Origin of the sequence: Vibrio sp. 10N.261.45.E2, from assembly GCF_002875705.1 — a bacterium.
GTDB lineage: Bacteria > Pseudomonadota > Gammaproteobacteria > Enterobacterales > Vibrionaceae > Vibrio.
In genome coordinates, this window is record NZ_MCZZ01000143.1 from 65,411 (window position 1) to 80,613 (window position 15,203).

12 protein-coding genes are annotated in these 15,203 nt (G+C 44.3%); all 12 read left to right on the forward strand.

Annotated elements, in window-relative coordinates:
* Nucleotides 1-437: 437 nt before the first annotated feature.
* Nucleotides 438-1,430, forward strand: coding sequence for an ABC transporter substrate-binding protein (locus BCT34_RS18070; protein WP_076651628.1), 993 nt, complete (start codon nt 438-440; stop codon nt 1,428-1,430).
* Nucleotides 1,431-1,573: 143 nt separating this feature from the next.
* The gene (locus BCT34_RS18075; protein ID WP_076651629.1) at nt 1,574-2,473 is read left to right on the forward strand and encodes a proline/glycine betaine ABC transporter permease; all 900 of its coding nucleotides are present in this window, start codon (nt 1,574-1,576) and stop codon (nt 2,471-2,473) included.
* A complete protein-coding gene (locus BCT34_RS18080; RefSeq protein WP_076651630.1) occupies nt 2,466-3,698 on the forward strand; it encodes a glycine betaine/L-proline ABC transporter ATP-binding protein in 1,233 nt (410 codons plus the stop codon). The genes BCT34_RS18075 and BCT34_RS18080 overlap by 8 nt, the downstream gene beginning before the upstream one ends.
* Nucleotides 3,699-4,309: 611 nt before the next feature.
* Nucleotides 4,310-4,714 carry an Hpt domain-containing protein gene (locus BCT34_RS18085; protein WP_076651631.1) on the forward strand — a complete coding sequence of 135 codons (405 nt, stop codon included), beginning with the start codon at nt 4,310-4,312 and terminating at the stop codon, nt 4,712-4,714.
* A gap of 222 nt (nt 4,715-4,936) precedes the next feature.
* The gene (locus BCT34_RS18090; RefSeq protein WP_076651632.1) at nt 4,937-6,448 is read left to right on the forward strand and encodes a sigma-54 dependent transcriptional regulator; all 1,512 of its coding nucleotides are present in this window, start codon (nt 4,937-4,939) and stop codon (nt 6,446-6,448) included.
* Nucleotides 6,429-7,550, forward strand: coding sequence for a glycosyltransferase family 4 protein (locus BCT34_RS18095; RefSeq protein WP_076651633.1), 1,122 nt, complete (start codon nt 6,429-6,431; stop codon nt 7,548-7,550). The genes BCT34_RS18090 and BCT34_RS18095 overlap by 20 nt, the downstream gene beginning before the upstream one ends.
* Nucleotides 7,551-7,785: 235 nt before the next feature.
* Nucleotides 7,786-9,162, forward strand: a complete 1,377-nt coding sequence (locus BCT34_RS18100; protein ID WP_076651634.1) for an O-antigen ligase family protein — start codon at nt 7,786-7,788, stop codon at nt 9,160-9,162.
* A 92-nt stretch (nt 9,163-9,254) separates the two neighbouring features.
* The gene (locus BCT34_RS18105; RefSeq protein WP_076651635.1) at nt 9,255-10,040 is read left to right on the forward strand and encodes an acyltransferase; all 786 of its coding nucleotides are present in this window, start codon (nt 9,255-9,257) and stop codon (nt 10,038-10,040) included.
* Nucleotides 10,033-11,151, forward strand: a complete 1,119-nt coding sequence (locus BCT34_RS18110) for a glycosyltransferase (protein WP_076651636.1) — start codon at nt 10,033-10,035, stop codon at nt 11,149-11,151. Before BCT34_RS18105 ends, BCT34_RS18110 begins: the two co-directional genes overlap by 8 nt.
* Nucleotides 11,148-12,572, forward strand: a complete 1,425-nt coding sequence (locus BCT34_RS18115; RefSeq protein ID WP_076651637.1) for a Wzz/FepE/Etk N-terminal domain-containing protein — start codon at nt 11,148-11,150, stop codon at nt 12,570-12,572. Before BCT34_RS18110 ends, BCT34_RS18115 begins: the two co-directional genes overlap by 4 nt.
* Nucleotides 12,573-12,913: 341 nt before the next feature.
* A complete protein-coding gene (locus BCT34_RS18120; protein WP_076651638.1) occupies nt 12,914-14,014 on the forward strand; it encodes a glycosyltransferase in 1,101 nt (366 codons plus the stop codon).
* Nucleotides 14,011-15,198 carry a glycosyltransferase family 2 protein gene (locus tag BCT34_RS18125; RefSeq protein WP_076651639.1) on the forward strand — a complete coding sequence of 396 codons (1,188 nt, stop codon included), beginning with the start codon at nt 14,011-14,013 and terminating at the stop codon, nt 15,196-15,198. The genes BCT34_RS18120 and BCT34_RS18125 overlap by 4 nt, the downstream gene beginning before the upstream one ends.
* Nucleotides 15,199-15,203: the final 5 nt, after the last annotated feature.

Sequence of the window (15,203 nt, forward strand, 5' to 3'; positions counted from 1 at the left end):
TATTATTAAAAATACGATTTTAAAAACCATTCAACGCATTTCACACACGCAGTTTATTGTCTTACCACCTTTAAATCTCTCTAAAAATCAACAGCCCTACGCCTAACTTTAACGGTAATGTGACACAGACGGTTAAAGTGCCATGTAAATCGCATCAAAGATGGAATTCGTACGATTATTCCCTAAGATTATAAATAGAGGTGGTTTTTGACGAATTTGTAATAGTTTGACAAAGTTATCCGATGGCTGTTGAAACACAGTGGATGAATTGGCAAATCACACTTCACTGACTTTGCACGTTTATCTATTCAAACTTCACCATCCCTCCTTCTGCTCAAATAGTTCAAATACACGGAAAGGATCACCGTCGAGCAATTTAGATAATCAATTTACCTTGGTTACCTCAGTTGTATTATTAAAGAGAAAGGAAACTCAATATGAAATACAAGTTAAGCTCCGTATTTTTGTTAGTAGCAGCAGCCAGCGGTAATGCTAACGCTGGAGAATGTGGCAGCGTAACAATCGCAGATATGAACTGGAACTCTGCAACACTGATCGCCAATATCGACCAATTCATTCTGGAACATGGTTATGGGTGTGATGCTGAACTTATCCCTGGCGACACTATGCCAACAGGCACATCTATGATCGAAAAAGGCCAGCCTGATGTTGCCCCTGAGCTTTGGAGCAACAGCCTAAAAGACGCATTAGATAAAGGTGTTGAAGAGAAACGTCTTCGCTACGCAGGCAAAGCGCTTGTCAACGGCGGCGAAGAAGGCTTTTGGGTTCCAGCTTACCTAGTTAAACAGTACCCTGAAATGGCAACCATCGAAGGTGTACGCAAGAACGCTAGCTTATTCAAACACCCTGAAGACCCAGATACATCTGCATTCTACAGCTGTCCAGCAGGCTGGAACTGTCAGATCAGCGCCGGAAACTTGTTTAATGCTCTTGAGCTAGAAAACAGCGGTTTCACGATTGTTGATCCAGGTTCGAGTGCCGGCTTATCTGGCTCTATCGCAAAAGCTTACGAACGTGAAGAAGCATGGTTTGGTTACTACTGGGCACCAACCGCTGTTCTAGGTAAATACGACATGGTTAAAGTCGACTTTGGCAGTGGCGTTGATGAGCAAGAGTTCCTTAACTGTACCACCAAAGAAGATTGTGAATCGCCAAAAGCGACCATGTACCCGCCTTCACCTGTCCACACGATCACCACTGAAAGTTTTGCGTCACGAGCACCAGAAGCGTACGACTACTTTACAAAACGTGGTTTCACAAACGACAAAATGAACTCGCTACTTGCTTGGATGGAAGACAACCAAGCTGATGGTGAGGAAGCGAGTCTGCATTTCTTGAGTGAATTCCCAGAAGTATGGCACCCATGGGTTTCTGAAGAAGTGGCTAAGAAAGTTGAAGCCGAGCTGTAATTAATTAAACAACAAGTAATTACGCTTCAACAATAGAACAGAAATAACGTCGCTATACTTGATGTTATTCATGATTCGGAGCCCTTTTCATTGCCGATTTTCTTATCGCATGAACAAGTGGCTCCGAACTATAAGGATATAAAATGGCTGACAGCAATTGGTTATCAAGCTTTCCAGAGATGGAACGCGCTGATTTACGAACCATAAAAAAGACGCTAGATGGCGCATACCGTGAATTTTCCCGTGAATACGGTGAAATGATTGAATCTCTTTTTGACCCTCTTCTTTCGTTCCTTGTTTGGTTTGAAAAACTACTTATCTCCACACCTTGGATTATTGTCCTCGCCGTGTGTACAAGCCTTGTCTACGCAGCAAGCCGTTCTTGGAAACTGGCTTTAGGCTGTGTCGTTTCTCTGCTTCTCATTGGTTACTTTGGTATGTGGGAAGACACCATGCGGACGCTCAGTATCATCACTGTGTGTACCTTGGTTTCGATATTCTTAGGCATTCCGATTGGTATTGCGATGGCCCGCTCAAACCGAGCGCAATCTATCGTTACACCGATGCTTGATATCATGCAAACCATGCCTGCATTCGTTTACTTGATTCCAGTCGTCATGCTACTCGGCATCGGTAAGATCCCGGGCCTAATCGCTGTAGTTATTTACGCGATTCCACCTGTAATTCGTTTAACCAACTTAGGCATACGCTTAGTTGATAAAGAAGTGCTTGAAGCCGCTACCGCATTTGGCGCGAGTAAAAAACAACGTTTATGGGGTGTTCAGCTTCCGTTGGCAATGCCAACGATCATGGCGGGTATCAACCAAACCATCATGATGGCACTGTCTATGGTTGTTATCGCTTCTATGATTGGTGTGAAAGGCTTAGGCCAACCGGTTCTTAAATCCATCACAAACCAATACTTCACATTAGGCTTGATGAATGGTTTTGCCATTGTTGCCCTTGCTATCCTTTTTGATCGCGCTTCACAGGCGTATGCAAAAAGAACCAATGCGCATTTAGGAGGATTCAAGCATGACTAAACCATTGATTGAAATTAGTGGTCTATACAAAGTGTTTGGACCAAAACCAATGTCTGTGATGAACCGAGTTCAGAACGGTGAACATAAAGACCAGATTCTCGCAGATACGGGTCATACCGTTGGTTTGAAGGAGATTAACCTCGAGATTAACCGTGGCGAAATCTTCGTTATCATGGGGCTTTCTGGCTCGGGTAAATCGACTCTGATTCGTCACTTCAACCGTCTAATCGACCCGACTCAAGGCAAGATTATGGTGGAAGGCATAGACGTAATGAGCCTCAACACCAAACAGTTAGAAGAGTTCCGTCGCCATAAGATGTCGATGGTATTCCAACGCTTTGGCTTAATGCCTCATCGCACAGTGGTTGAAAACGTTGCGTATGGGTTGGAAGTACAAGGCATCAAAAAAGAAGAACGTTTAGCAAAGGCCAATGAATGGTTAGAAACCGTTGGCTTGAAAGGTTACGGCAAGCAATACCCTGCCCAACTTTCTGGTGGTCAGCAACAACGTGTTGGCCTTTCTCGCGCTTTGTGTACCAACGCTGAAATCTTATTAATGGATGAAGCTTTCTCGGCACTCGATCCTTTGATCCGAAGTGAAATGCAAGATCAGCTTATTGAACTTCAAGAGAAACTTCATAAGACGATTGTTTTCATCACTCACGATTTGGATGAAGCACTTCGTCTAGGCGACCGAATTGCGATTTTGAAAGACGGCGAATTAGTACAACAAGGCACACCTCATGAGATTTTGCTGAATCCAGCCGATGATTACGTGGAAGCGTTTGTTAAAGACGTAAACCGTGCTCGTGCATTGACCGTTGAAACCGTTATGCAGCCGCCTCTTTACCGAATCACCTCAGAAACGATCGAAGGTGCTCTCGCGCAAATGAAGATGCTGAAAAACGATTACGCTTATCACGTAACGGACGATGGCTATCAAGGCCTAGTTACGCAAGAGAGCTTACAAGATGCGGTTGAAGATGCATCAGTGCATGACTTCAGTGAAGAGATATATGAAGAAGTTCCTGCCATTTTACCTGATGCTGTGATTGAAGAAGTGCTCCCAGACACGATGTCTTGTGACTACTCTCTTCCTGTTGTCGATGAAGAAGGTAATCTGAAAGGTGAGCTAGAGAGAAGCGCTGTTGCTGACATCTTCTCTGAAAATAGCGAGGAAGAAGTAGAAGCTGACCCAAAGCCAAAAATTGATAAAGCTTCGTAGTTCTGATAATCAATATTTAGATTACGGCTATTTGAATTAGTCCAGACGATTTCACCCGGTTTAAGACCACTGCTAGTCATTTACTGCAGTGGTCTTTTTTATTATATCGCCCTCGCTTTCTCTGGCTCTCTGTCTCTCGCTTACGCTTTATAAGCATCTAAGTTGATATTTCATAACAGAAAACAAACTAAATCAGTCCGTTAGGTTTGTCACAAACACAGACCCGAGATGAATGAGATAGCAATTAATTGCACTCTTTATACGCCAACCAGTTGAAATTATTCTAGAAAATGTCTAAAACTTAATAGGGGCTGTTGACCTTTCGAGCTGGGTTTTGCAGCATCTTGTGGAAAATTAATACAAGGAAGAGGCTTTGACGTGTAGCTGGCCTACATGAAAAGTCTCTAACGCAGTAGAAATGAACCACAAGGGCTGCCCGAAGGGTTCGGCTAAAATCGTTTTATGCTTTGTTGAAGAATATTTGCTTAGAATGACTAGGCTACATACTCTTCGCCGCACCTAAAACGATTTTATCTCGAACAAAACTTAACCACGAAAGGTCAACAGCCCCTTTACTCATGGATATTAGCTCAACAAAAGGATTTAGTTTGATGAATTCGACTTTAGCGTCAGACACACCTGCAGATCTAAGCTTACAAGAAGCTAGCATGCTTGTTGATGAAAGCGTTCTAGAGCAAATGATTCGAGATACAAGTGCGGACATTATCCCGATCTTGATCGACCATTATGTCGAAGAATCACAAACACGCTTGGTTGCCATAAAAGAAGCCGCCACTCAGAAAGACGCTCAGACACTTGAATTTGAGGTCCATACTCTCGGAAGTACGGCATTATCATTGGGAAATCGCCCTTTGGGAGAGCTATCTCGCGCTCTAGAAAAACAATGTTTAGAACAAAGCCATGATGCGGCATTCCAACAAGTTGATGAATTACTCGAACTTGCTGAGCGTTCAATCAAAGCATTGCTTGAAAGAAAAGAGGCAGGCTTCAGTTAACTTAATTGTTGCTCATCGGGATCAAATGAACGCTCAACATCGTCGCTGTTAATACAGTTTCCATTAAGATGCGAACCATCATGGTCGACGATACAAAAAATAATACAGGCCGCTTGTTAAGAGATTGCATGCGGTAGATAACAAATACACAAGACTCGTATTGATGGTTACCTATCACTATGTTATTGATTGGTTAGGATAAAGTTTCAAAAGGAATATACAATGCGCCCTAAAGTATTGTTAGTTGAAGACTCCACCTCACTCGCCGTACTCTATAAGCAGTACGTAAAGGACGAGCCCTACGATATTTTCCACGTCGAAACCGGCGCGGAAGCAAAAACTTTCATTGAAAGGCACTCCCCACAACTTGTTATTCTCGATCTCAAGTTACCAGACATGCCAGGGGAAGAAGTATTAGATTGGATTAGCGCAAATGAAATACCGACCGCCGTTATTATCGCGACAGCCCATGGCTCAGTAAACATTGCGGTAGACCTTATTCAGCGCGGCGCGGAAGACTTTTTAGAGAAACCCATTCAAGCCGATCGACTCAAAACCTCTGTTCGCTTACACCTAAAACGAGCGAAACTCGAAAACCTAGTCGATAACATACAAAGCAAGTTCGATCGTGATCGCTTTCATAATTTCATCGGCTCTTGCCTACCCATGCAGGCGGTTTACAAGATCATCGATTCAGTTGCGCCTACTACTGCTAGCGTGTTTATTAACGGCGAAAGTGGTACGGGTAAAGAAGTGTGTGCAGAAGCGATTCACCAAGAAAGCCAGCGTAACGGTAAACCCTTCGTTGCGATTAACTGTGGTGCTATCCCTCGAGACCTAATGGAGAGTGAAATCTTCGGCCATGTAAAAGGTGCATTTACCGGTGCAACAACCGACCGCAAAGGTGCGGCAATGCAAGCGCATGGTGGCACCCTATTTCTCGATGAGCTTTGTGAAATGGAGTTGGAGATGCAAAAGAAGCTCCTTCGATTTTTACAGACCGGTACCTTCACTCCACTCGGTGGTAATCGCGAAATCAAAGTCGACGTCAGAATTATCTGTGCAACCAACCGCGACCCGCTCGTTGAAGTACAAGAAGGACGTTTTAGAGAAGACCTTTACTACCGTGTTCACGTTGTGCCCATCGAGATGCCGCCACTTCGCGAACGAGGAAGTGACATCGTCACTCTTTGTAATCACTTCTTGAAACTGTACGCGAAGCAAGACAAGAAGAAGTTCAAATCAATAGACAAAGAAACTCAGAATCTGCTTAAACGTTATGTATGGCCAGGCAACGTGCGTCAACTGCAAAACATCATCCGTAACATCGTGGTGTTGAACAATGAAACAAGCGTGACTAAAGACATGTTACCGCCTCCGATTAACAAAGTAGACGCAGCTCCAACATCGAAATCGGTGACGCCAATTCGAGTACCTGTGCCTCAGGCCGCTGTTGTAGAAGCACCAGAAGCTAAATTGCCTCCGATTACTCCAGAAGAGTTGGATCAACCGTTAGTTTCTACCGCGAACAACGACTCGATGACGCCTGCATTTACAACAAGCGAAGGCGCTATTCGTCCGTTGTGGCAAATAGAACGTGAAGCCATTCAACATGCAATCAACCATTGCGATGGGAATGTGTTAAACGCCGCTGTGTTGTTGGAACTCAGCCCTTCTACGGTTTACCGTAAGAAACAGGCTTGGGAATCGGAAGATGAGTACAATCAAGCCTAACGATGGTGCAGTTAACGTAAACCTTCACGAGATTTGGCTGTTAATCGACAGCCAAACTTTTGGTGGCATAGAAACGCACGTTTTAGAATTGGCTCAAGGCCTGATATCAGAAAGTGCTCAGTATTCAGAGGCTGTTCGAATCGTTCTTTTGACCAAATTTAATCCGGAAGCGATCATTGTTGAAAGATTGAATACGTTGAACATCCCTTTTAGCTACCTCTCCGACTTAGCCTCCAGCTGTTCTTCAGATTCAAGTGGAAATAGCGCGGCACAGCTTAAACGTGCAGTTCAACATTATCAGCCAAGGCTTATACATGCTCATGGTTACAAAGCCAGTTTGGTCAGTAAGCTAATAAAACTCCCACCTCGTTTAGTCAACACCAAGCAAATCACCACTTATCACGCTGGTGAAACCCCAACAGGCAAAGTGTGGCTGTATGACTGGCTCGACCGCTACAGTAGTTTTCTTTCTGATCAGTCACTGGTCGTCAGTGAGAAGATTAAAGCGAAAGTGCCGAGTAAAACCCATCAGCTCAACAACTTCGTCAAAGTTCCAAGTGGTTTCAAAAACTCCCCTTCATCGAGCCCATTCCATGTTGGTTTTGTAGGCCGATTAAGCCATGAAAAAGCGCCTGATCGATTTATCGCATTAGCGAAACAATTTCCCGAAGTTCAGTTTGAGCTTTTTGGTGATGGGCCAGAAATGCCAGTCTTAGTTAAATCACAGCCCGATAATGTGACTTTTCATGGGCATCAGACCAATATGGATAGGGTCTGGAGTCAAATCGATTTGTTAGTCATCCCTTCCCGCTTCGAAGGCTTACCTATGGCCGCTTTAGAAGCCATGATCCGCGGCATTCCCGTTCTCGCTACCTCAGTGGGTAACCTACCTCAACTCATCGAGCATCAAGTTAACGGCTACCTCGCTAATTCAGAAGCTGAACTAGAACAGTTTTTATCTTTATGGATGTCATTGACGAACGAACAACGCGATTCTCTAAAAAGTAATTCGATAGAAACCGTTAAAAACCAATATTCGCCACAAGCTGTTGTCCCGCAGTTGTTGGAGATCTACCAACTCGACCACTACAACGAATCTTAGTCACTCATTGGTCATTTTGGTCTAGCGATTTAGGCGATCTAGTCGTTTTATACTGATTCTCAAAATGACAACCCTCAACACCAGGCTTAGCTTTCAATTAACAATTCCACTATAAATCAGTCAGTTAAATTAAATGCATAACTGGCACTCGCTTTGCAAACTTTACATCAGGCGTAATTGCGTCTTTAAAACTGCGAAATTATCGTAAAAAGTTTATCTGCGAATAGAGGTCACAATGGTCACTCCTGAAGACAACAGATTACCAATTATCATCACGATCAGTGTCTTGTGCATTGGTCTTGGTGTGGTTTGGTACTTTGCGCCTCACCCTGTCGTTATTGTGGCGCTAGCGCTTGTACCATTAGGCGGGCTATTCGTGCTGAACAAGACATTCTGGCTGGTTCTGTTGTTCGTTGTGTTTTCTTTTTTCCGAATTCACGAAGCCATCCCCCAACTCTACTCGTTAAAAATCCCTTTGATGCTCTCGTTGGGTGCTCTGTCAGCTCTACTCTGGCATGCGTTAATCAGTAAAGAGCTTAAAATCTTTTGGCACCCTTGTTTAAATTGGCTGGCGATATTTTGGGTACTGGTTTTCATCGGCATCATCTTTGCGTCGAACAGACCGATAGCACTAGCGGAATTCAAAGGTGTGTATTGGAAAATAATCGCGATGACGCTTGCGATTACTTGGCTAGTGAACACCACGGAGAACCTCGCAAAAACCGCGATGACCATCATCTACGCTGGCGCTTTAGTCAGTTTTATTGCCGTGTATAACTCAGTGAATGGCATTGGGCTTGTTGAAGGCTCACGTGTCACCATTGGTCGCGATTTTGGTTCGATGTTGGGTGACCCGAACGACCTAGCACTGGTATTGATGTTCCCACTCGCCTTTACCATAAGCCAAGCCACCACATCTGGCATTTCTGGTTTCAAACGGTTAATTAGTGGCTTAGTCTGCTTGTTATTGCTCGCTGCCATCATTGCAACTCAAAGCCGTGGCGGGTTACTGGGGTGTATTGCCGTTATTGGTATTTTTGCGTGGAAATTAGTTCGTTCTAAAGTCCTCTTAATCTCGGTAGGTTCTGTTGCGGCCATCGTTCTCTACTTGGTGGCCGGAATTTCAGACAGATCATCCGGAGGCGCGGCTGAGCAAGGTATCGATGAATCTGCGATGGGGCGAATCTATGCATGGGAAGCAGCCGTAAAAATGGCAATCGAGAACCCATTGACTGGAGTTGGGCTTAACAACTTCTTTTCGAACTACTTCTTCTACAGTTCACACTGGGATGGGCTGAATCACGCCGTACACAGTACTTGGTTTGGAGTGTTAGCAGAGACAGGCTTTATTGGCCTTATCATTTTTGTCTGCCTTATCGTTTCTTTAATCAAAACCTCTCGCTCCACGTTAGCGAGATTAAAAAATACCACCACGGACATTGCACCTGAACTTAATGCCGTCGCCTATGCTGTCTATGCAGGTCTAATAGGAACAATTGTGTCTGGTACATTTTTGACCCAAGGCTTCAACTGGCCGATTTATATCCTCGCAGCACTCACAGTTTGCGTCTCAAACGTATCTCAAACTGCCTGTCAAAATGAGAAAATCTAAAAGATATTTTATAACTCTTTGAAAATACTGGGCTTAATTAATGGCACAGTATATGAAAGTACTTCTATATAACAAGATAGAGGAGTTTCATTATGACGTCAGTATCTATACATCAATTCAAACATTGGCTTAAGTTTCATCCTAATTCTCGAATTAGAAATGTGTTTTTCATTTTGAAAGACATCAGAAGCGCAGAGCTACCTACCCCTCAAGTGCTTAATCGCTGCCTATATCAAGCGCACAAGCTTGTGGTGAATTTGGTTTCTGGCTTTACTCGATTCTTCTACTGGACACCTGCGTTCAAGGGACGTGTCGCTCAATGTGGCAAACGCCTGTATTTGTACGGAGGTTTACCTTTCGTCAGCGGCCCTGTTCAAATTTCAATTGGTGACAATTGCCGTATCTCTGGCCACACCACGTTTTCTGGTTGTACTCAGCCATTAGAAGGCTTAGAGCACCCACTACTGTCAATTGGTAACAATGTCGATATCGGTTGGCAGTCTACTATCGCTGTTGGAGGCAAAGTGGTTATCTCTGACAACGTACGTATCGCAGGTGGCGCTTTCCTATTTGGCTACTCTGGACACCCGCTTGATGCAAAACGCCGAGCGCTAGGTGAAGGTGATGACCCGCAACAAATCGGCGACATCATCCTTGAACCCGATGTGTGGTTAGGAACCAACGTGACCGTTAAAGGTGGCGTAACCATCGGCGAAGGTGCAGTAATAGCCGCAGGCAGCGTGGTAACAAAGAATATCCCAGCATTTGCTATCGCAGCCGGCAACCCTGCTCGAGTGGTTGGCCAAATCAAGTCTGTAGAAGTTACAGAGTCTGACGTATTCGATGCATTTGAGACTCATGGAGGCGACCATGCGTGATTTAATCGTATTTGGTGAAGACTTTGGCGGCCTGCCTTCATCAACTCAACATTTGGTTCGTCACCTAGCTCAGCAACATACAGTCTTATGGATCAACTCTATTGGTCTAAGACAACCGAAGCTGTCATCTAAAGATATGGCGCGAGCGTTCAATAAGTTGTTCGGCAAAACCAAAGCCGTGACTCAAAACATGCTCGACTCAGAGGGACACAACAACATTACCATCGTTAACTTAAAAACCATCCCTGCGCCTGCGTCTAAGTTATCGAGAAAGCTGGCCCAGCAAATGATGTTACGCCAACTAAAACCTGTTATTGCCGAGCTTAATCTTAACGACCCTATTCTATGGACGTCACTTCCGACCGCAGTTGATTTGTGCGGACATTTAGGCGAATCATCCGTAGTGTATTACTGTGGCGATGATTTCAGTGCATTGGCGGGTGTTGACCATGACACGGTAGCGCAACACGAGTCAGAGTTGATTGATAAAGCAACTCTGATATTCGCGGCCAGCAAAAAATTGATGGATAAGTTTCCAAAACATAAAGCCCACTTACTACCGCATGGTGTAGACGTAGACCTGTTTTCAACACCTGTATCAAGAGCACAAGACTTACCAAGTAGCCACCGCCCTATTGCTGGTTTCTATGGCAGCCTTTCTAAGTGGCTTGATTACAAGATGATTGATAAAGTTGCGAATGCGATGCCGGAGTGGGACTTTGTTTTCATTGGTCCAAACGAGCTTGATACGCTCATGCTACCTAAGTTGGACAACGTCCATTACCTTGGCCCTCGTCCACATCATACATTGCCAAGCTATTCTCAACACTGGGACGTAAGCCTACTACCGTTTGTTGATAACGAACAGATTCGAGCTTGCAGCCCACTCAAACTAATGGAATACCTTGCGGCTGGTACACCGATTATTACCACGCCATTCCCTGCTTTGGTTCCCTATCAAGAGCACGTGACTACGATCGGCAGTGCTAACCAAATGATTTGGGCGCTTGACCATGCACGTCAACTTAACAATTCACCTATCTCTGTCGTCGAGCAAGAAAGCTGGCAGAACCGTGGTAACTTCGTACATTGGATGTTGGAGCTATTATGAATAATCTGAAATTGCGGTTATTAACTATCCTTAATGCGATGTGGCGTCAACGCTATGTTATCGTGCTGCCAATCCTGATTTTGCCGTTTGTAGGCTTTGGGGTGAGCAAACTGGCTCCAGCAAAATACGATGCGCATACCAGTATGTTGATTCAAGAAACCGCTAAAATGAACCCATTCTTGGAAGACATCGCGGTATCGACCATGCTGAAAGATCGACTCAATGCATTAAGAACGTTGCTTCACAGTCGACATGTGCTTTACTCTGTGGCTGAAGAGTTGGAACTAACTACGCCAGACATGCCTGAGATGGAAAAAGAAGAGATCATCGCCGACCTGTCTCAACGTTTGTCGGTGACTCAGCTTGGAAAAGATTTTCTAAAGATAAGCTTAACATCCAACACAGCACTTGGAATGGAACAGACTCTTCGCTCGGTTAGCGAACATTTCATTGAACAGTTGCTCGCACCGGAACGTTCGTCAATTGAAGACTCAAGCAACTTCTTGAAGATCCATATCGACAAGCGTCGTATTGAACTGGAAGCAGCAGAAGAAGCTTTGGCCTTGTACATGAATGAAAACGTGCAATCGACACCAGAAGTACAAAGCCAAAGTTTAAACCGCTTAGCATCGCTAAAACAAAACCTTGCAGAAAAAGAGGCCGAGTTATCAGGCGTTGAGAAAAGCCTCGGCTCGATCGACCAACAGCTTTCAAAAACCAACCCAGTGATCGGCCGAATAGAAGACCAGATCATCGACATTCGTAGTGAGCTAACGCTGCTTCAAGCAAAATACACTAATAAGCACAGTGCCGTGCAAGCTAAGGTTCGCGAATTAGAAAGACTTGAAAATGAGCGAAAGAGTTTACTTGATGTTGCCCAGCCACAGATGAACAGCGACCAGCTTTGGGACATCGCAAGTAGCACAACACTGAACAAACTTTCCGATACCCAACCTCTTTTGGTTACGCAGCTACACAGCTTGCAATTGGTTCGCGCTCGCTTTGAGTCTTTGACTGAAGAGACAAAAAGCCTTCGTACTATGATTTTCGAACTAGAACACAAGGCGAATAACTTTGGTGAAAATGCAAAAGAGATGTACCGCCTAAAACGCCAAGTTGAAATAAAGCGTCAACTTTACGATGAACTGACAGAGCGTTATGAAATGGCTCAGTTAACGGGTTCTCTAGGTGTGTTTGAACAAAACAAACGTGTAAAGATTATCGATTTGCCCTTCACGCCTAGCATGAAATCGAACATGCCGACTTTTGTCTTTATTCTGGCTGGATTTGTAGCGGGTATTGGATTGGGGATTGGCTTAGCCGTATTGTTTGAATTGTTTGACTCTTCAATCAAACGTAAAGACGAAATCGAAGATATCTTGGGTGTCCCTGTGATAACGGTCATTCCTAAAATGAGCTAGTCAGCTTTAAAACCAGACCTTACCAAGGGCTTACTTCTCTCCAACAAACGCCAACATTCGCTTGGCGTTTCACTTGTCTAAAGCCTCAAATTCGTAATCTCACCTTAAACGTCCACCTGCCTTATCATTCAAACTGCAATTCATTGGTATTTTGTTTTGATTCCCATTTTGAGAAATAAAAATCACTACAAAATAGATCAACATAAGCCATTGAAATAAATGGATTATTTAATTGGCACAACTCCTGCAATCTCCTTGCTTAGTTAAACGTTTTAAATGAAGTCACTTCAAGAGAAACGTCAGAAAGGCGAAACAAGAATTATAAAGGCAGGGTCCAAATTATGAATACGCACTTAACGAAGCATGGCAAAAAGATCATACATGTTGTTCAGCACCTTGCTCCGGGTGGCTTAGAAACCCTGACGCTCGATCTGTTGCGCCTTGCTAAGCCAAGCGACCAAGTACTTATCGTTAGTTTAGAAGGTACAAAACAAGAATCAGTCAATAACTGGCCGAAATTGGAGCCTTACAAAGAGCAGATCGTTTTTTTAGATAAAGCACCAGGCGTACAGTTCAACATCATTATTAAGCTTATCAAAGCTTTCAATGCAATTCGCCCTGACGTTGTTCATACCCATCACATTGGCCCATTGTTGTATGCAGGGTATGCCGCTCGCGTAACTGGTGTTCCAACTCGAATCCATACCGAGCATGACGCGTGGCACCTGAACAACAACAAACGTCGTCGCATACAAGCGCTTGCTTTAAAAGCCGCTCAGCCTACGTTAGTTGCAGACGCGACGCGTGTTTATAACCAACTACGCGCTGCTTTCTCTTACCAAAACATTATCACCATCAAAAATGGCGTGGATTGTGAAAAGTTTAAGCCAATGTCGAAAGAACATGCGAGAGAAGCGCTAAACCTGCCGACAGACAAACACATCATCGGTTGTGCGGGACGCCTAGAATATGTGAAAGGCCAAGACCAACTGATTAAAGCCATGACGCTTCTACCAGAAAACATGGTTGTCGCATTTGCTGGCGGCGGTACCAAACGTGCTCAACTTGAGCAACTTACTCGCCGACTAAACCTAAGTGATCGAATTATCTTCCTAGGCCTAGTTGAAGACATGACCACGTTTTACGGAGCGTTAGACACCTTCTGCCTACCTTCACGCCATGAAGGCTTACCCCTTTCAACACTCGAAGCTCAAGCGTGCAATATTCCAACTGTCGCGATGGACGTGGGCGCTGTCGATGAAACCTTATGCCCAGTAAGCGGCACGCTCGTCAAAAAAGGCAGCATCACAGGATTAGCCAACGCGTTGCTAGAGAATCAAAATGAGCGCTTTTTATCGCCTCGACGCTACGTACTCGAAAACTTCGACATCATCAAAATGGTTTCGTCTTACAACGACATCTCAGAAGGAGCTTACGCATGATTGATTGGTTGCTTGCAGGACTGTGTTTATTCTCTGGCGCGTTGATTGTCTATCATCACGCAGCCTACCCTCTGTTGCTGCGTTGGTATGCGAAAAGCCACCCAGCGCGTAAAGTTGAAGAGAGTCATCGTTGCTACAAAGACGAACAGCAAGATTGTACGTTGCCGACCATAACCGTACTTGTCCCAGCGTTTAATGAAGAACAGTGGATCGCAGACAAGATCCGTAACCTTGCTTCACTCGATTACCCAAAAAAGAAGCTACAGGTGATTATTGCTTGTGATGGTTGTACCGATAACACAGTCGCCATTGCACAAATGACCATTCAAGAAGCGATGTGCAGTGACGTTTATTTTGAGATACATGACCATAAAGTAAACCGAGGCAAAGTTGCGGTAATTAATGAAGAAGTGACACGTATAACCAGTGATATCACAGCAATGAGTGACGTTTCTGCCCTTATTTCATTGGATGCACTACTGATTGCTGCCGCTCATTTTGAAAGTGACAAGGTCGGTGTTGTAAACGCAACCTACCAACTTTGCCCAACGGGTAATGAAGGTGAAAACACGTATTGGCAGTATCAGACCGCGGTTAAAGAGTCAGAGGCATCATTAGGTTCTAGCTTAGGTTCGCATGGCGCATTCTACTTGTTCAGAACACACCTGTTCGAACTACTTCCTCTGAATACCATTAACGATGATTTCATCCTACCGATGCAAATCGTTAAGCAAGGTTACATCGCAGAATACGAAACCCAAATGGTGGCATTAGAGCTAGAGGAATCGAACCTAGAAACAGACTTCAAACGTAGACTTCGTATTTCGGCGGGTAACATGCAACAAGCGATTCGATTGTTTGGCTTGTTTAGCCCGAAGTTTAAAGGTATCGCGTTTGCATTTTTCTCTGGAAAAGGCCTTCGCTTACTCACTCCATATTTGATGATTGTGTGCTTTGTGTGCTCAATCTTACTGAGCAACTACATGGTATTTGAAGCTTTGTTATGGGCTCAAGTAGCGGTTTACAGCATTGGCTTGCTTGGCTGCATATTACCAAAGCGCCTAGTAAACAAACCTATTTCATTAATCTCTTATTTAATCGTTGGACACTATGCCAACTTCATTGGTGGCATTCGTTACCTAATCGGACTAGAAAACTCACCTTGGACACGAGCGAATCATTAAGGACT